Source organism: Flaviaesturariibacter aridisoli, assembly GCF_004343705.1.
Taxonomy (GTDB): Bacteria; Bacteroidota; Bacteroidia; order Chitinophagales; family Chitinophagaceae; genus Flavisolibacter; species Flavisolibacter aridisoli.
On record NZ_SKFH01000001.1, the window covers coordinates 96,439 to 117,354 of the forward strand.

The window sequence follows — 20,916 nt, forward strand, 5'->3', positions numbered from 1 at the left end:
AATATTGAATAACGCCGGCGCAGAGGCCTGCTTATTCTGCATACATTATTCAATGGACTTTATTCAATCGTTATTATTCAATACAACTCGTCCAGCTTCATCTTCAGGTATTTCAGCACGCTGCGGTAGGTGCTCAGCACGGTGATGCTGACGCCGATGACGAGGAGTCCGAGGAACAGGAGCAGGAACAGCTGACTGTCGAACAGGGCGTTGAAACCGGGGATGAAGTTTTCGGCCAGCAGGATGAGGCCGTACACGGCAGCGGTGGCGATGGCGGCGGCTACGGCGCCGTTCACCACGGCCCGCAGCGCCAGCGGGCGGGCGATAAAGCCGCGGGTGGCGCCCACCATCTGCATGGTTTTAATCAAAAACCGGTTGGAGAACATCGCCAGGCGGATGGTGTTGTCGATGAGGATGATCACCAGCACGCTCACCACCACCACAATCACCAGCAGCACCAGCGATACGTTGCGGAAGCTGCGTTGCATTGAGCCCACGGCCACGCGCGAATACTGCACCTCGTCTACGTTGGGATTATGCTGGAGGCGCGCCTTGATGGCACCCAGCTGCGCGGAATCCACGAATTCCTCGCGCAGGTTGAAGTTGATGGAGGAGGGGAGGAGCGAATTTTCGAGAAACTCCGAAAAGTCCTCGTTGCCGCTCTTCAGCCACTGGCGCTTCGCTTCTTCCTTGTCTACGTAGCGCACGCTTTTCACCCCCGCCATGGCGCCGATGCTGTCCTGCAGGGCCGCGCGCGCCGTTTCGGGCGTGGTGGGCTTCAGGTACACCTGCACTTCCACGCTTTCCTTGATCTGCTGCATCACTTTCTTGGCGTTGATGCCCAGCCAGCCGAGGATGCCCAGGAGGAATAACACCAGGGTCACGCCGAGGACCGACATGAAGTAAGAAGGTTTGCCGCGTTTGAGGGAAGCTTTGCCGGATTGTGCCATGCGCGAGTTTTAGAAGTGAACAAAAATAGTCGTTTGCCGCAATTGCCCGGGGGGCGGCCCTTAAAGCTTTGTCAAAACCGAAGGCGTGAAAGGGCTAAATTTGCCCCTCTAACGGCCCGGCTGCGGCCTTTATTGCCGTTTTTAATCTCGAAGAATTTTTCCATGGAGTATCATTTCAGAGCGATCGAGCAGAAGTGGCAACAGCATTGGGCCGACAGCGGCGCCTACAAAGTGTCCAATGAATCGTCGAAGCCGAAATATTACGTGCTCGACATGTTTCCCTATCCCAGCGGCGCCGGCCTGCACGTGGGGCATCCCCTCGGGTACATTGCCTCCGACATCTTTGCCCGCTATAAACGCAACCGCGGCTTCAACGTACTGCACCCGATGGGCTACGATGCCTTCGGACTTCCCGCCGAGCAATACGCCATCGAGCACGGTGTGCACCCTGCCGCCTCCACGGCGAAGAACATCGCCACCTTCCGCAGCCAGCTCGACAAGATCGGCTTCTGCTTCGACTGGAGCCGGCAGGTCAACACCTCTGAGCCCGGTTACTACAAGTGGACCCAATGGATCTTTTTCCAGCTGTTTCACAGCTGGTACAACCGCAAAACGAACAAGACCGAAAAGATCGATACCCTCATTGCCGCCTTTGAGCGGGAAGGCAATGCCTCCCACCCGATCCCCAATGCGCAGTACGTCATCCCGGGGCACAAGGCGCAAAGCCCTTCCCGCAACAGCGGCGCAGGCTTCACGGCCGACGATTGGAAAGGCTTCGATGAAAAAACGCAGCAGGGCATCCTCATGGAATACCGCACCGCCTATTGTGGGTACGGCGAGGTGAATTGGTGCGAGGCCCTCGGCACCGTGCTGGCCAACGATGAGGTGGTGAACGGCGTGAGTGAGCGCGGCGGTTATCCCGTCATCAAGAAGCGCCTTCGCCAATGGTACCTCCGGATCACTGAGTACGCCGATCGCCTGCTCGATGGCCTTCAAACGGTCGACTTCTCCGATGCAATGAAGGAAATGCAGTCCAACTGGATCGGCAAGAGCAGCGGCGCGGAGATCACCTTCACCCTTCACGACTCAGGCCTCACCCTCGACGTATATACCACGCGTCCCGACACCATCTTCGGTGTCGATTTCATGGTGCTGGCGCCGGAGCACGAGCTGGTGTCCCGTATTACTACGGAAGCCCAGCGTGCTGCGGTGGATGAATACGTGGCGCATGTAAAGAGCCGCTCCGAACGCGAGCGCATGGCCGAGAAGAAGATCTCGGGCGTCTTTACAGGCGCTTACGCGCAGCATCCTTTTTCCGGCAAGAAGATCCCGGTGTGGATCTCCGAATACGTGCTTGCCGGGTACGGCACCGGCGCCATCATGGCCGTGCCCTCCGGCGACGAGCGCGATCATAAGTTCGCCAGGCACTTCAACATTCCCATCACCAATATTTTCGGCGATGCCTATACCGGCGAAGACGCCGTGACCGACAAGAACCTGCTGCTCCACGAGAGCGATTTCGTGAACGGCAAAACAGCCAAAGAAGCCATCGATCTGGTGATCGACAAGCTGGTGGAAAAAGGCATCGGCCGCCGCCGCACCAACTTCCGCATCCGCGACGCCGCCTTCAGCCGGCAGCGCTATTGGGGCGAGCCCTTCCCCATCCAATGGCAGGAAGGCATCGCGTACCCGCTGAGCGAAAGCGAGCTGCCCCTAGAACTGCCGCACGTAGAGCAATACGGTCCCGGGCCCGAAGGCGAAGGTCCGCTGGCCAATGTGCCCGAGTGGACGGCCCAGCACCTCGAGACCAACACGATGCCAGGGTATGCCGGCTCGTCCTGGTACTTCCTCCGCTACATGGACCCGCACAACGACCGCGAATTCTGCTCGAAAAGCGCCTCCGATTACTGGCGCCAGGTAGACCTCTACGTGGGTGGTACCGAGCACGCGGTGGGACACCTGCTGTACGCTCGAATGTGGACGAAAGCCCTGTACGATCTTGACTTTATTTCGTTCGATGAACCGTTCAAGCGGCTCCTCAACCAGGGAATGATCCAGGGCAGCTCGCGCTTTGCCTACCGCGTCAATGGAAAAGGCGTGGAGCACCTGCTCTGGAACGTATTGCGCACCGGGTTCAGCGAGTATGGGTTCGAGCACGACCGGGATTCGCCGATCGATTTCATTTCGCATGCAAAACGCGTGGCCATCGAAGTGACCAGCTCCCGCAACATCGAAGGCAGGGAGCCGAAGAAATTCCAGACACCCGAAACGGAAGACTACCAGCTGTGCGTCCTCAGCCGCGAAGATGTGCTGGAGCGCTACGCCAGCGGCGACCTGGTGCCGTTCCTGGGCCGGATGTTGGGCGACAACATCGGTACGCTGCCCGTTTCGAAGCGAAAGGTCGTAACCTACGCCTCGCTCAACCTGATCGAACAGTTCGGCAACGACGGCGTGGATCCCATTCACGTGGACGTAAACATCGTGGATGGCGTTGAGCTCGACGTGGAAGCGTTCCGCAAATGGAAGCTGGAACACGCGGATGCCGAATTCCTGCTCGAAGACGGCAAATACATCTGCGGCACGGAAGTGGAAAAAATGTCGAAGTCCAAGGTGAACACCGTCAACCCCGACCACATCGTGGAGAAGTACGGCGCCGACACCTTCCGGATGTATGAGATGTTTCTGGGGCCGGTGGAAATGTCGAAGCCCTGGGATACGAAGGGCATCGAGGGCGTCCACCGCTTCCTCAAAAAGCTGTGGCGCCTGTTTTACAACGAAGGCGGCCTGCAGGTCAGCGACGCCGCCGCGACGAACGAGGAACTGAAGGTGCTGCACAAAACGATCAAGAAGATCGAAGAGGACACCGAACGCTTTTCGTTCAATACGGCCGTCAGCTCCTTCATGATCGCGGTCAACGAGCTGACCGACCTGAAGTGCAGCAAGCGCGCCATCCTGTCGCCGCTGCTGGTGCTGCTGACGCCCTATGCGCCGCATATCGCCGAGGAGCTCTGGGCTGCGCTCGGCAGCGAGGGTTCTGTGCTGGATGCACCATTCCCGGCATTTGAGGCGCAATACCTCGTGGAATCCTCGAAGGAATACCCGGTTTCCATCAACGGCAAGAACCGCGCACAGATCAACATCGCCCTCGACGCCACCGAAGAGCAGGTGCAGCAGATCGTGCTGGCCAACGAAACGGTGCAGAAGTGGATGGAAGGAAAGCCCCTGAAGAAGCTGGTGTTTGTGAAGGGACGTATGATCAATGTAGTTGTATAAGTACGGATAGCAATACGTTTAAAGGCGCCCCGCAAGGAGCGCCTTTTTTAGCGCGAAAACTTGAAGAAATTCATTTGACGCTATGGTGGCGCACGTAAACAAGGCAGTTGTTTCAGTTGAAGGTTTCGCGCTCTTCAGGACGTGTTTCGCAGCGTAGTTGACGCGTCCCGCTGCGCGGACCTGCGCGGAGCGCTGTTCCTGCAACGGGCACTTACTTCCTTTCCTGGCCTAAAAAAGACGGGAAAGCAATAGTGCGAAAAATGGGATTTTTCTGGCAAACCAACGCACGGTGTTTGTTGTTGTATGGGTGAAACACATGTTATGGCCTATCCCAACCTCACCCTCATCAGTGCCCTGCGCCATGCAGCGGGGCAGCTGCGCGGCGGTGCGCCCTACGCCTGGGGCGACCACGGGTCCTGCAACTGCGGCCACCTGCTGCAGGTGCTGACGCACCTCAGCCGCGAAGAGATCCTTCGCCATGCCCGCAGCGGCATCGGTGAGTGGACCGAGATCGCCGAAGACTATTGCGGCGTTACCGATGCGCCGGTGACACTGCTGCTGAGCAAGCTCGAAGCCATCGGCCTGACGCCTACCGATATCCATTGCCTCGAATACCTGCAGGACCGGGCCGTGCTCGACCGCCTGCCGGGTGGATTCCGCTGGCTGCAGAAGAATGTGCGGGAAGACGTGATCCTCTATTTTGAAACCTTCGCGGCGCTGCTCGAGGAGCGGCTGTTGCCACGCATCGACATTGAAGCTGCATTCCAGCGACCAGCCGTTGTTGGTATCGAAACGTAACCCAATCTTTCCGTTCCCGATATTTGTGCTGATGGAGACCCACGAATTTCAAATGCGGCTACAGGGCCTGGTACCTGCGCCGGTGGTACCGCTGGATGCCGGAGACAAACTGCTCCGGATGAACCTGACAGCCGGGAATGCCGGGCTCAATGCCGGGACCTTTACCAGCACGGAGCGCTTCTCGGCCTGGGTGGAAGACCTGCTGCACCGCAAAGGCGCCCGCTACGGCGTGGGTGGCTACAATGAGCACCGGACCATCTACGCCCGCGCCGAAAAGTTCGATACGTCGGGCGAGGAGCCGCGGCGCCTGCACCTGGGTATCGACATTTGGGGGCCAGCCGGCACTCCGGTCAGCGCGCCGCTGGACGGCATCGTGCACAGCTTTGCCGACAACAACGTGTTCGGCGACTATGGCGGCACCGTAATTCTACAACACGAGGTGAATGGATTCGTATTCCATACGCTGTACGGACATCTGGGCCGCGCATCGCTGCAGGGGAAGGTCGAAGGGCAGGCCGTAAAAGCCGGTACGCAGATCGCCACCTTCGGCGTCGCCGAAGAGAACGGTCATTGGCCACCGCACCTGCACTTCCAGGTCATCATCGATATGCAGGGCAAGTGGGGCGACTACCCTGGTGTTTGCCGCTACTCGCAGCGCGAGAGCTGGCTCCGCAACTGCCCCGACCCCGACGTGCTGCTGCGCGTGATGGAGCGGGCAGAATAGCCTAAAGGGAATCCAGCGTCATCGAACACACCGAAACGCCGATCGCCACCAGCACAAATGCGCTGATCAGCAACAGCGTGCCCGTCAGCCGGGTGTTCTTTCCGAACGACAGCACCACGCCCACGATGAACTGAACGAAGTTCAGCACCAGCCACAGGATGAACGCCGGGAAGGCGCCCGCGATGCCCACGAGGAAAAGAGCCACGTTGAGGCCCACGAATATCCAGAAGGTTTTCTTGTCGAAGGAGGAGTTGTTCATGAGAAGCTGGGTATCGGGTCGGCCGCCTCTTCGCGTCCGGTCAGTTTTTTAAGATAGGCTTCCTTTTCATCGCGGTAAAGGAGATTCATCGTTTCAAAAGGGATGACGCGGCCGTCTTTGTGCACAATGTGCACGCAGCTTTTCTTGATGGCGCGCACGTCGAAATCCCAGGCATCGATAAAGCGCATGATGATGATGCGGAACAGGTTGTTGTACGTAAGGCCGGGAGCCGCAACCCTTGGGATGCAACACAGGAGCTGGGCCATGTTGCTTTCCACCCGGTCCACCGAGATGCCGGTGCTGAAGATCTTCAGCAACTGTTGCTGGAGGCCGGCGTCCTGTTCATATACGATCGTATTTCTACTGTTGTTCAGCAGGTCGGCGGGATCTATATAGCGGGTCATCGGGAGCACATTGCCGTCCACCTTCAGCGCATAGGCCATGGCCAGCGCATCGGGATTGCAGGGTACCGGAATGATGTCGTTGGGCGCAAACACGTCCGTTTGCTCCAATATCTTCCGGCGCACTTCCGTGAGCGTGATCCGGTCGGTGGCCGGGTTGAAACCTTCCAGTCGCCCGGCGATCTGCGTGGGTTGGAAGGTGACTCCCCGCACAGAAGGCTGCTGCAACGCAAAGTCGATGATGGTTCCGATCTCGTCGTCGTTCCGTCCTTTTTGCAGCGTCACCACAAGCGTGGTGGAGAGGTTGAGCCGGTTGAGCTCGGCCAGCGCTTTCTTTCGTATATCAGTGAGATCCTTTCCCCGCAAGGCTTCCAGCGCCGCGGGCTTGAAGGAGTCGAACTGGAGGTAGATCTCAAAGTCGGGCAAATAGGTAGCCAGGCGCTCGGCGAAGCCGGGATCCTGCGCGATGCGGATGCCGTTGGTGTTCAGCATGAGGTGCTTGATGGGCCGGCGCTTCGCCGCATCGAGGATGGCAAAGAAATCGGGGTGAATTGTAGGCTCGCCACCGCTGATCTGCACGACGTCGGGCTCGCCTTCGTTGGCCACGATGATGTCGAGCATGCGCTCGATCTCTTCGAGCGTACGATGTCGCCCGTTATAGGGCGAGGAGCCCGCATAGCAGGTGGGGCAAGCCAGGTTGCAGCGGTCCGTCACTTCCACGATGGTCAGGCAGCCGTGCTGCTCGTGGTCCACACACAGGCCGCAGTCGTAGGGACAGCCGTACTGCGTTTTCGTGTTGAAGCGCAATGGCATCTCGGAGGGCTTGTTGTAGTTGCGGATATTCTTGTAGTATTCCACATCCGTCGCGATAAGCACTTTTTGAAAGCCGTGGTCGGCGCAGTTCTTCAGCATGTATACGTTGCCGTCTTCGAACACGATCTTGGCGTCGACGCGCTTCAGGCAATCGGGGCAAAGGCTCAGGGTGAAGTCGTAATAGGTATAGGGGCGTTCAGGCATAAACGGCGGTCAGTTTTTTGGGGCGAAGCAGGTAAGGAAGGTAGTACAAAAGTCCCGCAAGCGCCGTAAGCTGGATGGTGGAAAGTCTGAACAGAACCGGGGTGTGGGGCTTAAGGAAATCGAGTCCGAAGCGAAATGCGCAGTAAGCGATCAGGAACAGCTTGAACAGGGCGCCTTCGGCCAGTGCGAAGCGTCGCGCGGTTGATCGAATTGCAATGCCGAGCAGGAGCAGGAACGCGATCTCATAAAGCGCCGCGGGATGCCGCGGGATGCCGTCGCCGAGGTTCATCCCGAAGAAACTATCCGTATAAATACCGTACGTCTCCTCGTAGATGCCCATTGAAAAGCAGCCGATGCGCCCGACGATGAGCGCCAGGATCATCGGGTACACGAAGAGATCACCGGAGGCGCGCTGCTCGCCGATGATCATTTTGGTAAGCTCCACGCCAAGCAGTCCGCCCAGGAAGCCGCCGAGCACCGTTTTATTCCCTGCTACGTAGAGCAACAGGTTTTTGCTCATTGCCAATTCATAGGGCCGCTCCAGCGAGCCGATAAGGTGTGAGCCGAGCAGCGAGCCCACAATGGCGCCGAGCACGATCCAGGCGCGCGATTGCGTGGCAAACGCATCTCCCTGCCGCCGGCGCAGGTAGAGGAAATAGCGAAACCCGAGGAAGAACGCCGCCGTTTCCAGGAGCGCGTGCAGCGTAAGTGCGTAGGAGCCGATGTGGAGGGTAACCGGGAAGTTCATAAGCTTATTGCAGTACCCAGAGCGAGTCGTCGGGGTAGAAGGAGAAAGCTACGACGCCTTTGTTGCGCGCCACGAATAAACGCTGAAAACCGGGAAAATGATAATTGCCCGTGTCCCGTTGGAATGCCCGCACGTTGGTAAATGTTTGGCCGTTCAACGTAAGGGAGGCAACGGTCTGCGGGGGTGTAAAAGGGCCGCCGAGTTCCGCGCCGGCGAAGCCGGCATCCTGTACGCCGTAAATGCTTCCATGAATGCTATCCATCCGGATCGATACGCTTTGATCCCGGAACCCGTCGGTCCCGGAACGCAATTGTTCCAGCGAAAAAACGGCCAGGGGCAAGCCGCGTGCTCCGGTTTCCAGCGAAACCAGTGCCCGCACGGCCTGGCAGTCGGTGCCGTTCCTGCTTTCATAGGGACCCGTTGTTTGTTCGGTGCGCAGCGTTACGGTGCGTACCTGGCCGCTGGCGTTGCGGAACTGAAGGCGGTCGTTGGCGTTGTAGGGAAACCAGGCTTCCAGCACACCCGGTTCGTAGGCAGGACAGGAGATCTTTTTACTGCATTCTTTGGACTTACAGTCGGCCAGTACGGACACCACCGGTAACAGCAGTAGCAGGTGATGGAATTTCATGCGATCGGTTTATACCGGGAAAGTACGTAAAAGCCCCGCTTGGGGCGGGGCTTTCGATCAGTGTACAATTTTGTAGTTGAACATCCCGGTGCCAAGATGGCCATACAATACCACCCACAACGGCACGATTGCCTCCATCGTGCGGGCCAGGGATATACCGCCCAGGTCGCGGATGTGTGCCGCTTCCCAGTTAAAATTCTGCTCGAGGAACTTGCTGACGAGGGCTTTTGAGGCAAGGTCGTCGCCGCAGAGAAAAAGCTCGTGGTCGCCGCCGTGCACGTGCCGCGCATCCACCATCAGTTCGCTGTTGATCGTATTCAGGGTCTTTACGATGTGCGCGCTGGGAAGGGCGTGTTGCAACTGCTCGCCGAGCGATACGTCCTGGAACTCTTTGAGGATCCGCGGGGGCATACCGTGCGAGAAATCGAGCGGGTTGGTCACGTCGATCACGATCTTGTCGCGAAAGTTATCGGGTCCGGCCATCTGGATCGCATGGAGCGTGGAGCCGCCGTGGGTAGCCACGAACAGGAGCTCTCCAAAATCCGCCGCATCTGCAAAAGAACCTTCGGAGGCATCGGCCCCGTGCTTTGCGGCCCAGGCCGCGGCCTTGTCATTCCCGGCACTGCGGCTGCCCATCCGCACGGAGTGCCCTTGCTGTATCAGAGCGGTAGCGAGCGTTTCGCCCACCATGCCTGTTCCCAATACGCCGATCTTCATGGTGATCCTGTTTAGCCTTTAAGTTACGAAAAGAACGTCTTCCTTCCATGGCGGTGCTGGCTTTAGCCGGCGTTGTAGGCCGCTGCAAATTCGGGTGCGAAATCCTCGAGCTTGCGCTTGCCGACGGGCTTGTGCCCGTTGTTGAGGAAGTCGGCCTGCATGCGGCCTTCACGCATGGCGGCGCCCATCTCCACGTAATTTTTTGCGATCTCGGCAGGAAGCCCGGCACCCTGCATGCCCTCGAGCGTTTGCTCGTCGCTGAAGCCTACCCAGGGCAGTTCCGGCTTGCCAATGGCCGCGCCGATGCTGCGGGCCACATCGCCGCCGCTGCGTACGTCGCTCGCCACGTAGCGCACGCTGTGGCCATTGAAGTCGCGCTGCTGCAGGGCCGCGGCGGCCGCTTCGGCAATGTCGGAGGGATGCACGAGAACCATCGGTGCCTGCGCGTCGCCGTTATTGCCGCCGATGATACCGGCTCCTTTGACCATGCCGATGTTGCCGAGCAGGTTGGTGTAGAAATAGCCGGCCCGCAGGTGCAGCACGTTCACGCCGTCGAGGTCATTGAAGGATTGCTCCACGTGGTACAGGCCGGTAACGGGACCGCAGCCTTCGGGCTGGTCGGCGCCGATGGAGCTCAGGTTGACCACGTAGTGAACCCCGCTTGCCTTAATGGCCTCGGCATAGCCCTTGCCTACGGCAGCGATCCAGTTCTTCCAGTCGCCCTGTACGCCGAAGTTGGGCGGCACCATGGTGTATACCGCGTCGGCGCCGCGGAAGGTTTCGGTCAGAAAGGCCACATCTTCCACCGACCCGGTGGCCGCACGGGCACCGCGATCGGTCAGGGGCTTGAGGTGTTCGGCGTTGCGGCCCACGACGGTTACATCGTGGCCGGCGGCCAGCAGGCTTTCAGCAAGAGGGCGGGTCACATTGCCCGAAGCGCCCAGGAGCACATACTTCATAAGAAAGGGTTTTAAGAGGGTTTTTAAAAAGGTTTGAGTGGGTTGGAAACGTGTTTTTCGGTTTCAATAATTGTATATACAAATGATGAGTCAAAAAAATGTTATTCGTGCAGGCGGTCGGCGATCCGTCCCATCGAGTGGAGCAGTTCGGAGGCTTCCGAAGGGTTCATCAGGCGATCGCACTGCGCATAGAAAACTTCGAGGCAGGTGTTCATTTTCGGCTGCAGCTCCTTTGCTCTGGGGGTCGGGTACACGTTGGCAACCTTGCCTTCGGTGGTGCGCACGAGGAGCTTTTTTTCTTCCAGTTTCTGCATCAGGCGTGTGATCGTGCTTGGTTGCAGTTGCAGCTGGCCCGCCAGGGCGCCCGGCTGAATGCCCGGTTCTTCCAGCACGGCCAGCAGCAGGTAGGCATGCGAAGGCGAGAGGCCCAGGGGCTTCCAGCTTTCCTGTGCCAGCTTCTCCACCTTGCGGGCCAGGGCACCGCTCATGAAGTAGAGGCATCGCGCGAATTTGCTGCCGGTCGTTTTCATTCCGAGACAAAGGTAGGTAGTTGTCATTTGTATATGCAAATAAATTTTTGCAACAGTTCGTTAACGGATTTCCAAAGCCCGTTCCGGCACTTTTTCGGTAACTTTAGCGCATGTCCAATCCCAATTTAGTGTCGGGTGCCGAAGGCCTGACGGCGGCGGAAAAGGAGTTCGAAAACAACATCCGTCCAAAGGAGATCGAAGACTTCTCGGGGCAGCCGCAGATCATCGAGAACATCAAGATCTTTATCAAAGCCGCCAAGCTCCGTGGCGAGGCGCTGGACCACGTGCTGTTTCACGGACCTCCTGGCCTCGGTAAGACCACCCTGTCGCGCATTGTGGCCAACGAGCTCGGTGTGAACATCAAGGAGACCTCCGGGCCGGTGATTGAAAAGCCCGGCGATCTTGCGGGCCTGCTTACCAACCTGCAGCCCAACGACGTGCTGTTCATCGACGAGATCCACCGCCTGTCCACCATCGTGGAAGAGTACCTCTACTCGGCGATGGAAGACTACAAGATCGACATCATGATCGACTCGGGTCCGAACGCCCGCTCCATCCAGATCAACCTGAATCCTTTTACACTGATCGGCGCCACTACGCGCTCCGGCCTGCTTACGGCACCGCTGCTGTCGCGCTTTGCCATCAAGAGCCGCCTCGAATACTATGATGCGAAGACGCTGACTACGATCATCCTGCGCGCCGCCGAGATCCTGAAAGCCGAGATCACGGCCGATGCCGCCGGCGAGATCGCCCGCCGCAGCCGCGGCACGCCGCGTATCGCCAACGGCCTGCTCCGCCGCGTGCGCGACTTTGCCCAGGTGCTCAACGACTCGCAGATCGATATAGGCATTACCCAGCACGCCCTGCGCGCCCTCAACGTAGACGAGCACGGCCTCGACGAAATGGACAACCGCATACTCGCCGCCATCATCGAAAAATTCAAGGGTGGGCCCGTCGGCATCACCACCATTGCTACGGCAGTGGGCGAGGAATCGGGTACTATCGAAGAAGTATACGAGCCTTTTCTCATCCAGGAAGGCTTCCTGCAGCGCACACCCCGCGGGCGCGAGGCTACCGACAAGGCCTACCAGCACCTGGGAAAGATCCGGCCACAGTTCGGCGCTACGGGAAACCTGTTCAGCATGTAGACCACCCCGCCCCTCCACTAACCCCTTCCCGATAGGAAGGGGGAATAGAAAAGACCCGGATTGCGAAGCGATCCGGGTCTTTTAGTTTAGTATTGATCTGAAGTAAGACTGAAGTAATAAGGATACGACCATCCAGGTCCCCCTTTCGGGGGGCAGGGGGCTATTTGTGCACCACGAGGCGGAAGCCGTTGCCGTGGATATTCACGATCTCGATCTGTGTATCATCGCGGAGGTATTTGCGGAGCTTGGCGATGTATACGTCCATCGAACGGCCGTTGAAATACGTGTCGGAACCCCAGATGCGCTTCAGGGCCTGCTCGCGGGGCAGGAGGTCGTTGAGGTGCTCGCAGAGCATCTTGAGCAGCTCGTTCTCCTTGGGCGACAAGGTTTGCGTTTTGCCATCATGGCTCAGCTCGCGGAGCTTCGGGTTGAAATGATAGGAAGCAAGGTCGTATTCGCGGTTTTCCTGTTCGCGGTTGATCTCTTCGTTGCGTTTCAGGATGGCCTTGATCTTATGCAGCAGCACCTCCGAATCGAAGGGCTTCGTGATGTAATCATCAGCGCCGAGCTTGTAGCCCTGGATAATGTCTTCCTTCATTGTTTTGGCCGACAGGAAGAACAGGGGCACGTCGGGGTTGATGTCGCGGATCTCTTCAGCCAGCGTAAACCCATCCATATTCGGCATCATCACGTCGAGCAGGCAGAGGTCGAAGGGCTCGCGCTGAAAAGCGGCCAGTCCGAGGCGCCCGTCGCGCTCCAGGGTGACGTCGTAGTCGTTCAGTTCCAGGTAATTCTTCAGTACACTGCCCAGGTTCGGATCGTCCTCGCACAGGAGGATCTTCGCTTTCTTTCCGTCCATGTTGTCTTTTTTAATTCGCTTTAAAGGTAACGGATTCCCGTTTACAGGGAGCCGTTAGCCAGACCCCTGCAAAAACAGCACCATGGGAAAGGTGGAAAAAGTAAGGAAGAGTTTTTCACCGCGAAGAAAAGAAGGGAATAAGGTATTCGCTAAGTAACACTACTCTTAGCGTACCAGCTTCTTTTCTTATTCTCTTTGCGGTTCCGAACCTTAGCTCCTTTGCCCACTTTTATTGCCGTGGTTTAATGACTCTTCAGGAGCACCGCCAGCTTCTTAAAGCTCTCATACGGGCCTTTGTCCGCGAAGGCGTTCGCAGCCCAGGCGGGGATAGAGCCGCCGGGGTCGGCCTGGAAGGTATACACAATGTGCAGCTGCCCCCCTGCGGCCGGGGTTACGATCCAGGAGATGGCGGATTGCGCTACCCGCACCTTGCCGTCGCGGGGCGGAACGAGGCCGTTTTCGCTCTTTTCGTAGAGGCGCAGCCACTGGCCCTTCGGGTCGCGCTCAAAGCGGGCGTGCACGGCAGCGTCGCGGTTTTGCAGCGGCCAGGGCAGGGCCGTCTCGGAATAATAATAGTAGTCGTCGGGGCCGCCGCTCTTCAGGAGCTCGGCGCGCTTGTTCCCATACACCCAATCCGGGAAGGCCGCTACGTTGCGCAGCGTGCGTTCAAAAGCGTCGAGCGTGCCGCTCAGCGTGCATTCCACGCGGATGTTGCGAAAGCCCTTGCCATCCGATTGAAAAACACGGATACCGCCCTGGTCGCGGGTGAGCTTCCAGCCTCCCTGGGCTTCAGCGCCCAGCAGGACCAACGACAACAGGAGGGTGGCGAGTGTTTTCATAGGACCCGCGAAGTTACATAAATAAAATAGATAATGTGACTCAGCGGTAGGTCAGCAGGCCATTCCCGTCCATGCGCAGCCGCTGTTCTGCCTGCAGGAAGTCGAGCACTGGCCAGAGCTGGTTCGCTCCTACGTCGCCAAGTGCGGCCAGCAGTAGATCTACGGTCAATGGGCGATCGGCCAGGGCGCCTTCCACGCGGACCCGGATGCGCTCGAAGTCCGCTCCGTCGAGGGGCTTCTTTTTGCGCGCCAGGCAGCGGTCGCAGATGCCGCAGGCCGGCCCGTCGCTTTCCCCGAAGTAGTGGTTGATGAACTGCGAGCGGCATTCCTCCGCCGAAGTGTAGGAAATCATCTGGCCAACCCGTGCCCGGAAATGCGCGCGCCGCGCTTCGTAGGGAGCAGTGTTCATCCGGAAGTCGTCCACGTTCACGCGGTGGCGGCGGAACACCAACTTCGGGTCTTCGTTCTGCGGTGTATAATCGATCACACCGAAAGCAGCAGCCCGCTTCAGGCCGGCCGTCACTTCATCGATGTGCACGCCCATCAGCTGCGCCACCTGCAGTTCCGACACGAACACCGGCACGTCGAAAATGCCGGCATAGGTGCGCAGGAGGGTCGTGAGCAGGGGCTCCAGGTCGGGGTGCGCTTCCTGGAATTCGTTCAGTCCCCGCTTGTTTGTTTGAAAGGTGACGGTAGGCGGCATGTAGCTCCGGTCGTTGTAGTCGAACCAGCCTTCGCCTTCGAGCGCCTTGAGGGCGTACAGCGCCCGGAAGGGATCGAGGCCGAAGTTGCGCACGAACGTATCGTAGTGAAAGGTGTAGGAGCGGTCCTCGCCGGTGTAGCTCGGGATCTGCAGGAAGTTGACCAGCGCGCTGTACACCGCTTTGATCTCTTCAAAGGAAGGATAGCGTTGCTCGTGGAGGGCGTCGAGGTCGCGGATATCCTGTGGCGTGTAGAGCAGCACGGCGTAGGATTTCAAGCCGTCGCGCCCGGCGCGCCCGGCCTCCTGGTAATAGCTTTCCAGCGAGTCGGGAATGTCGGCATGCACCACGAGCCGCACGTCGGGCTTGTCGATGCCCATGCCGAAGGCGTTGGTGCACACCATCACGCGGGTGCGGTTCTCGATCCAGTCCTGCTGCCGCTTGGCGCGCTCTGCCGCCGGCAGTCCGGCGTGGTAGTGCTCGGCACTGTGGCCGTGCATCCGCAGCAGGTCGGCGATCTCCACGGTGCGGCGGCGGCTCCTGGCGTATACGATCGCCGTTCCCGGCACCTTGCCGATGATGTCGACGATCTTCGCCGGCTTTGCTTCCACCTTCAGCACCGAATAGGAAAGATTGGGCCGCAGGAAGGGCTGGCGAAAAGTGGGCGCGTTGCGGAGCGCCAGCTGGGTGAGGATGTCCTGTTGTACTTCTGCGGTGGCGGATGCCGTCAGCGCCAGTACCGGCACGTCGGGCAACTCTTCGCGCAGGGCGGCGATGCGACGGTAGGCAGGGCGGAAGTCGTGGCCCCACTGCGAAATGCAATGCGCCTCGTCGATGGCGATGAGGTTCACGTCCATCGCCGGCAGGTATTCCTGGAAGAGACCCGTCTCGAGGCGCTCGGGCGATACGTACAGGAATTTATACGGGCCGTGCGCGACATTTTTGAGCGTTTGCACAATAGCGCGGCGGCTCATACCGGTGTAGATGGCGGCGGCGAGGATGCCGCGCTTTTTCAGGTTCTCCACCTGGTCCTTCATCAGCGCAATGAGCGGCGACACGACGATGCAGATGCCTTCCTGGGCCAGCGCCGGCACCTGGAAGCAAAGCGACTTGCCGCCGCCGGTAGGCAGCAGGGCCAGCGCGTCCTTCCCTTCCAGTACATGGTGAATGATGTCCTCCTGCAGCGGCCGGAAGGCATCGTAGCCCCAGTATTCTTTCAGTATTTCGTGGATGGAAGGCAAGGGAGTAAAAAAAGGTTCATAACCGCGAAGAAAAGAAGAAAAAAAGATGGTACGCTAAGTTGTTTGCAACAGAAATGCCCCGCAGGGGCGGGACGTTTTCCAATCTCTTTGCGAAACGCTTCTTCTCTTTTTTTCTTTGCGGTTCAAAACGCTTCTTTCTCTTACACTACCTTTTTAAACGACAACCGCACCGAGTTCGCTGCCAGCACTACGTCGCTGAGGCCCATGACGAGCGCCCCGAAAGAGGGCGTGAGGAAGCCGAGGGCTGCCACGGGGATGGCCACGATGTTGTAGGCGAAGGCCCAGAACAGGTTCTGGCGGATGGTCCGCTGCGTGTGCTTGCCCAGGCCAAGGGCGAGGGGCAGCTTGTGGAGGCCGCCGTTCATCAGCACTACCTGCGCGCTCTGCACGGCCAGCTGCGTAGCCTCGCTCATCGATACCCCTATGGTGGCTTTCGCCAGCGCCGGGGCGTCGTTGATGCCGTCGCCGACCATCACGGTGGGTTGGGCCGCACTGAGCGCCGACACGAGCTGCAGCTTTTCTTCCGGCGACTTTTCGGCGATCACTTCGTCGATGCCTAGTTGCCGGGCTACGGCCTCGGCCTTGTGGCGGCGGTCGCCGCTTAGGAGTACAGTGCGGATGCCATGCGTTTTGAAATACTGCACCACGCCGGCCGCTTCCGGCCGCAGCTCGTCTTCCAGGTCGATGCTGCCGATCAACACGCCATTGCGGGTGATATAGATGTTGTGGGATTCGTCCTGCGTGAGTGCCGATGCAGTGGCATAAGAGCCGGCGGTGAAGATGTTGCCCTCGGCGTCAGTGGCCTTCATGCCCTGGCCGCGGGTTTCTTCGATCTTCTTCCAGCGCAGCTCGCCGCCGGTCTTCCATTCCGCCGCAATGCTTTTGGCCAGCGGGTGGGCCGAATGTTTTTCCAGAGAATACACGAGTTGCTTGAAATCTTCCTCCGGAAGCGTGCTTTCAAAACCGGCTACGCGGAAGCGACCCGTAGTGAGCGTACCCGTCTTGTCAAAGACCACCTGCCGGATGCTTTGAAACAGCTCCAGGCTTTTGGCGTTGCGGAACAACACGCCGTTGCGGGCGCCGCGGCCGAGGCCTACGGCAATGGCGGCGGGCGTAGCCAGGCCCATGGCGCAGGGGCAGGCGATCACCAGCACGGCGATGGCGCGCATCAGGGCGGACGTCAAATCTTGCAGCACGATCCAATTGGCGGCGAAGGCCACGAGCGCGATGAGCAAAACGGCCGGGACGAACACTGCGGAAATACGGTCGGCGAGCTGCTGCATCGGCGGTTTCTCGCCCTGCGCCTGCTTCACCATCTGGAGGATGCGGGCGAGCACGGTATCGTTGCCCACTGCAGTCACCATGGCTTTCGTGGTGCCCGACTCGAGCACCGACCCGCCGATCAGCGGGTCTTTTTTGCCGCGGGCCACGGGCTCGCTTTCGCCGGTGAGAATGGCTTCGTTGACCGTCACATCGCCCCAGAGGATCTTGCAGTCGGCGGGCACCTGCTCGCCGCTGTTGATCAGCACGAGGTCGCCCACTTTGAGCTGCGTGTTTTCGATGGGGAAGATGTGCTCCTGGTGCTGGTCGTCGAAAGCGATCATGTTGGCCATCACCTTCTGCGATTTCACCAGCGCCTTCAACGCGCGCTGGGTGCTTTGCACCGACACGTGCTCGAGGTGCTCGCCCAGGAACACGAGCGTGATGATGGTGGCAGCAGTTTCAAAGAAGATCGCATCGGGGCGGCCCAGCGCCAGGCCGATGAGGCTGTATACAAAGGCCGAAGTGGCACCGATGGAAATGAGCACGTTCATGTTGGGCACGCCGTTGCGCAGGCTCTTGACGGCGGAGCGGCCGAAGTAGCGCATCCCTGCCAGGAAGGGCGGGATGGTCAGCCCCAGCTGCGCCCAGGGGTTCATCAGCAGATGAAATACGGGATTCTGGTGCAGGGCCGGCCACAGCAGCGCGAGCATGTGCGCGTTGAGCAACACGGCAAAGGGCAGGCAAAAGAGAAAACGCTGGTAGTGCGTCGAAAGCCAGGGCCGTTTTGTTTCGGCGGGAGTATGGACGCCGCTCACCTGGTACCCCAGGGTCTGGACGCCCTTGGCGAGGTTGTCGGGGTTGGCCGCACCGTTGATGTCGAAGGTCACGTCGCCGTTGATGGCGCTCACGGCGATGTTCTGCGCTCCTTTTTTCTCAAGGTACTTGTGCACCGTGAGGGCGCAGTTAGCGCAGGTCATTCCTTCCACTTTCCATTGTACCTTTTCCATCCGTTCGTTTCTTCTTTGTGCAAAGGTACCCCGCACCCACGGGCAGCGAAAGGCGTGACCTTCCTATCTTTTCAACTCCGTTGCAAACGAATGTTAAATTTGCCGCGATGACCATCGATTACCGTCTCGACGAATTGCCGCAGCTGGCGCGCCGGTTCTGGGAAGCCGCCGGCGCGGCCCGCGTGTTTGCCTTTTACGGCCCGATGGGTGCCGGCAAGACCACCACCATCGCGGCACTCTGCGCCGCCCGCGGCGTGGCGAGCGCCGTGTCGAGCCCCACGTTTTCCATCATCAACGAATACGGGTACCAGGAAGACGGGCAGCCCAGGCGCCTCTACCATATGGACCTGTACCGCCTCCGCGATGCCGATGAAGCGATCAACGCCGGCGTGGAAGACGCCCTCGAAAGCGGCGCGCTTTGTTTTGTTGAATGGCCCGAAAAGGCGCCCGAACTGCTGGAAGATGCCCTGCGCATCACGATCGAGGTGACCGGCCCGCAAATGCGGCGGATGACCATCGGGTAACCACCGGTACGTAAGGTTTTGAAGGTACTTCAGGTTCTCCGGGTTGGCAGGTCCCTGTTACCAATAAACCAATAGACTACTAGACCAATCGGCCAAATCGTCGTAATTTGTCCCCTAATTCATGGAACGATTCGACGCGTATGATGCACAGTAAGCCGATTGTCAGCCCCTCCTTTAGTTACGAAACCCTCGAGGAAACCCTTGACATCAAGCCCAAAGGCGCCCAGCTCCACATCGGGATGCCGAAAGAGATCGCCTTCCAGGAAAACCGGATCGCACTGACGCCCGACGCGGTGGGCGTGCTGGTGAGCAACGGCCATACCGTGACCATCGAGCACAACGCCGGTGAAGGCGCTCACTTTGCCGACCGCGACTACAGCGAGGCCGGCGCCCGCATTGCCTACGAGCGCGCGGAAGTATACAAGTGTCCCATCCTGGTCAAGAGTGCGCCTGTCATCGACGAGGAAGTGCCGCTGCTGCAGATGAACCAGCTGATCATCTCGCCCCTCCACCTGAGCCTGCTGAAGGCGGAGTTACTGCAGAAGATGATGGAGAAGCGCATCACGGCCATCTCTTTTGAAAACCTCAAGGACGATTCCGATTCCTACCCCATCGTGCGGAGCATGAGCGAGATCGCCGGTTCGGCGGTGATGCTGATCGCGGCGCAGTACCTCGGCTCGTCCAACAAGGGCAAGGGGGTGCTGCTCGGTGGTATTTCGGGCATTGCGCCCACCAAGGTGATCATCATCGGCGCCGGCATCGTGGGCGAATACGCTGCCCGTACCGCCATCGCCCTCGGCGCTTCCGTGAAGGTGTTCGACAACAGCGTGTACCGCCTCAAGCGCCTGCAGAACAACATTGGCCACCGGCTGTGGACCTCCGTGCTGGAGCCGCGGATGCTGGCCAAGCAGCTCAAGACCTGCGAAGTGGCCGTGGGCGCACTCTCCAGCGAAGCGGGCCGTACGCCCATCGTGGTCACCGAGGAAATGGTGAGCAACATGCGCACCGGCTCGGTCATCATCGACGTGAGCATCGACCGCGGCGGCTGCTTTGAAACCTCCGAGATCACCACGCACGAATGCCCCATCTACACCAAGTACGGCGTCATTCACTACTGCGTGCCCAACATTCCCTCGGGTTTTGCGCGCACGGCCTCACAGGCCATCTCCAACGTGCTGATGCCCCTGCTGCTGGAAGCCGGCGAAGACGGCGGCTTTGAACGCATGGTGTGGCACAACGTGCACCTGCGCAGCGGCATTTACCTGTTCAAAGGGGCTTTAACGAATTTTTACCTGAGCGAACGGTTTCATTTGAAATTTACTGACCTTAATTTACTGATTGCATCGCAGCGATAGAAGTTTGGAGTTTATAGTTTGAAGTTTATAGTTGTCGTAAATTGACGATCTGACCTTCAGCTAAGCGACTCCGAAAATCACACGCGCCTGAACAACTTAACTACAAACCATAAACTGTAAACTAAAAACGTCTCCGACATGGAACTTTTCAAATCCGGCAATCCCGCCCTCTCCGACAAGACCTTTGAGTCCGGCCGCTTTGCCACCGAGCTGGAAGCCCTCGATTATGAGCGTATGACCGTGCGCGGCGCGGCCGGCAAGTTCGGCGCCATGATGCTGGCGCTGATCATCGCGGCGGGCTGGGCCTGGATCCGCATTCCGCAAAGCCCCAACGTGATGCTGTGGATGGGCGGATCCGCCATCGGTGGGTTCATCCTGGCAATGATCATCATCTTCAAGCCGATGCTGGCCTCCAAGCTGGCCCTCGGCTACGCACTGCTGGAAGGTATTTTCCTCGGCACGCTGTCGGCGCTCGTCAACGCCGCCTTCGCCACGCGCTACCCCGGCATCGCCGGCCAGGCCGTGCTGCTGACGCTGGGTGTGGCCATCGCCATGTTCGGCCTCTACTACTTCCGCATCCTGAAAGCGACGCCGATCTTCACCAAGGTGATCATCATGGCCACGATGGGAATCGCGCTGTTCTACGTCATTAATATGGTGCTCCGCCTCTTCGGCTCGGGGATGCCTTTCCTGCACGACAGCAGCCCGCTGAGCATCGGTATCTCGCTGTTCGTAGTCGGCATCGCGGCCCTTAACTTCATCCTCGACTTCGACCAGATCGAGCGCGGTGCCGAAGCCGGCGCCCCCAAGCAAATGGAGTGGTACGGCGCTTTCGGCCTCATGCTCACCATCGTATGGCTCTACCTCGAGATCCTGAAGCTCCTGATGAAGCTGGCTAACCGCCGCTAACGCTTTTTCACCACGCATACCGAAAGGGAAGTCCACCAGGGGCTT

19 protein-coding genes are annotated in these 20,916 nt (G+C 59.1%); 7 read left to right on the forward strand and 12 right to left on the reverse strand.

The features are described from left to right. Positions 1-77 precede the first annotated feature (77 nt). Positions 78-950 (reverse strand): cell division protein FtsX, encoded by an 873-nt coding sequence (locus E0486_RS00450; protein WP_131850163.1) that lies wholly within the window; start codon positions 948-950, stop codon positions 78-80. 162 nt (positions 951-1,112) lie between these two features. Here E0486_RS00450 and E0486_RS00455 point away from each other — a divergent pair, with 162 nt between their 5' ends. The 3 genes from E0486_RS00455 (at position 1,113) to E0486_RS00465 (ending at position 5,745) form a co-directional block, all read left to right on the forward strand. After that, entirely contained in the window at positions 1,113-4,223 is a 3,111-nt protein-coding gene (locus E0486_RS00455; RefSeq protein WP_131850164.1) for a leucine--tRNA ligase, read from the forward strand. A 321-nt stretch (positions 4,224-4,544) separates the two neighbouring features. Beyond that, positions 4,545-5,021: a hypothetical protein gene (locus tag E0486_RS00460; protein ID WP_131850165.1), complete on the forward strand. Its 477-nt coding sequence runs from the start codon at positions 4,545-4,547 to the stop codon at positions 5,019-5,021. Between the two features lie 31 nt (positions 5,022-5,052). Then, on the forward strand, positions 5,053-5,745 hold the full coding sequence (locus E0486_RS00465; RefSeq protein WP_131850166.1) for a peptidoglycan DD-metalloendopeptidase family protein: 693 nt from the start codon (positions 5,053-5,055) through the stop codon (positions 5,743-5,745). A gap of 1 nt (position 5,746) precedes the next feature. Here the strand turns inward: E0486_RS00465 and E0486_RS00470 are convergent, their stop codons facing one another. The 7 genes from E0486_RS00470 to E0486_RS00500 form a co-directional block, all read right to left on the reverse strand. Next, on the reverse strand, positions 5,747-6,004 hold the full coding sequence (locus tag E0486_RS00470) for a hypothetical protein (RefSeq protein WP_131850167.1): 258 nt from the start codon (positions 6,002-6,004) through the stop codon (positions 5,747-5,749). Next, positions 6,001-7,422, reverse strand: coding sequence for a radical SAM protein (locus tag E0486_RS00475; protein WP_131850168.1), 1,422 nt, complete (start codon positions 7,420-7,422; stop codon positions 6,001-6,003). Before E0486_RS00475 ends, E0486_RS00470 begins: the two co-directional genes overlap by 4 nt. Continuing rightward, on the reverse strand, positions 7,415-8,170 hold the full coding sequence (locus tag E0486_RS00480; RefSeq protein WP_131850169.1) for a prolipoprotein diacylglyceryl transferase: 756 nt from the start codon (positions 8,168-8,170) through the stop codon (positions 7,415-7,417). Before E0486_RS00480 ends, E0486_RS00475 begins: the two co-directional genes overlap by 8 nt. 4 nt (positions 8,171-8,174) lie before the next feature. Then, on the reverse strand, positions 8,175-8,798 hold the full coding sequence (locus tag E0486_RS00485) for a Rossmann-fold NAD(P)-binding domain-containing protein (protein ID WP_131850170.1): 624 nt from the start codon (positions 8,796-8,798) through the stop codon (positions 8,175-8,177). A 57-nt stretch (positions 8,799-8,855) separates the two neighbouring features. Continuing rightward, complete coding sequence (locus tag E0486_RS00490; RefSeq protein WP_131850171.1) at positions 8,856-9,515, reverse strand: NADPH-dependent F420 reductase; 660 nt, start codon at positions 9,513-9,515, stop codon at positions 8,856-8,858. Positions 9,516-9,577: 62 nt separating this feature from the next. Next, positions 9,578-10,474 (reverse strand): NAD(P)H-binding protein, encoded by an 897-nt coding sequence (locus E0486_RS00495; RefSeq protein WP_131850172.1) that lies wholly within the window; start codon positions 10,472-10,474, stop codon positions 9,578-9,580. 101 nt (positions 10,475-10,575) lie between these two features. Continuing rightward, positions 10,576-11,004, reverse strand: coding sequence for a MarR family winged helix-turn-helix transcriptional regulator (locus E0486_RS00500; RefSeq protein ID WP_165917135.1), 429 nt, complete (start codon positions 11,002-11,004; stop codon positions 10,576-10,578). 110 nt (positions 11,005-11,114) lie between these two features. On the opposite strand from E0486_RS00500, the gene ruvB reads away from it, so the two are divergent. Then, entirely contained in the window at positions 11,115-12,152 is a 1,038-nt protein-coding gene (gene ruvB, locus E0486_RS00505) for a Holliday junction branch migration DNA helicase RuvB (RefSeq protein ID WP_131850174.1), read from the forward strand. A gap of 160 nt (positions 12,153-12,312) precedes the next feature. On the opposite strand, the gene E0486_RS00510 is transcribed toward ruvB, so the two are convergent. From E0486_RS00510 to E0486_RS00525, 4 genes are all read right to left on the reverse strand, one after another. Continuing rightward, positions 12,313-13,011, reverse strand: coding sequence for a response regulator transcription factor (locus E0486_RS00510; RefSeq protein WP_131850175.1), 699 nt, complete (start codon positions 13,009-13,011; stop codon positions 12,313-12,315). Positions 13,012-13,253: 242 nt separating this feature from the next. Beyond that, positions 13,254-13,850, reverse strand: coding sequence for an START domain-containing protein (locus E0486_RS00515; protein ID WP_131850176.1), 597 nt, complete (start codon positions 13,848-13,850; stop codon positions 13,254-13,256). A 40-nt stretch (positions 13,851-13,890) separates the two neighbouring features. Beyond that, positions 13,891-15,792, reverse strand: a complete 1,902-nt coding sequence (locus tag E0486_RS00520; protein WP_131850177.1) for a RecQ family ATP-dependent DNA helicase — start codon at positions 15,790-15,792, stop codon at positions 13,891-13,893. A 161-nt stretch (positions 15,793-15,953) separates the two neighbouring features. After that, positions 15,954-18,083 carry a heavy metal translocating P-type ATPase gene (locus E0486_RS00525; RefSeq protein WP_131850178.1) on the reverse strand — a complete coding sequence of 710 codons (2,130 nt, stop codon included), beginning with the start codon at positions 18,081-18,083 and terminating at the stop codon, positions 15,954-15,956. A 107-nt stretch (positions 18,084-18,190) separates the two neighbouring features. Between E0486_RS00525 and tsaE the strand changes: the two genes are divergently transcribed. From tsaE to E0486_RS00540, 3 genes are all read left to right on the forward strand, one after another. Beyond that, positions 18,191-18,607, forward strand: a complete 417-nt coding sequence (gene tsaE, locus E0486_RS00530) for a tRNA (adenosine(37)-N6)-threonylcarbamoyltransferase complex ATPase subunit type 1 TsaE (protein ID WP_131850179.1) — start codon at positions 18,191-18,193, stop codon at positions 18,605-18,607. A 140-nt stretch (positions 18,608-18,747) separates the two neighbouring features. After that, positions 18,748-19,962, forward strand: a complete 1,215-nt coding sequence (locus tag E0486_RS00535; RefSeq protein ID WP_131850180.1) for an alanine dehydrogenase — start codon at positions 18,748-18,750, stop codon at positions 19,960-19,962. A 138-nt stretch (positions 19,963-20,100) separates the two neighbouring features. After that, positions 20,101-20,871: a Bax inhibitor-1/YccA family protein gene (locus E0486_RS00540; protein ID WP_131850181.1), complete on the forward strand. Its 771-nt coding sequence runs from the start codon at positions 20,101-20,103 to the stop codon at positions 20,869-20,871. The last annotated feature ends 45 nt before the right edge of the window (positions 20,872-20,916 follow it).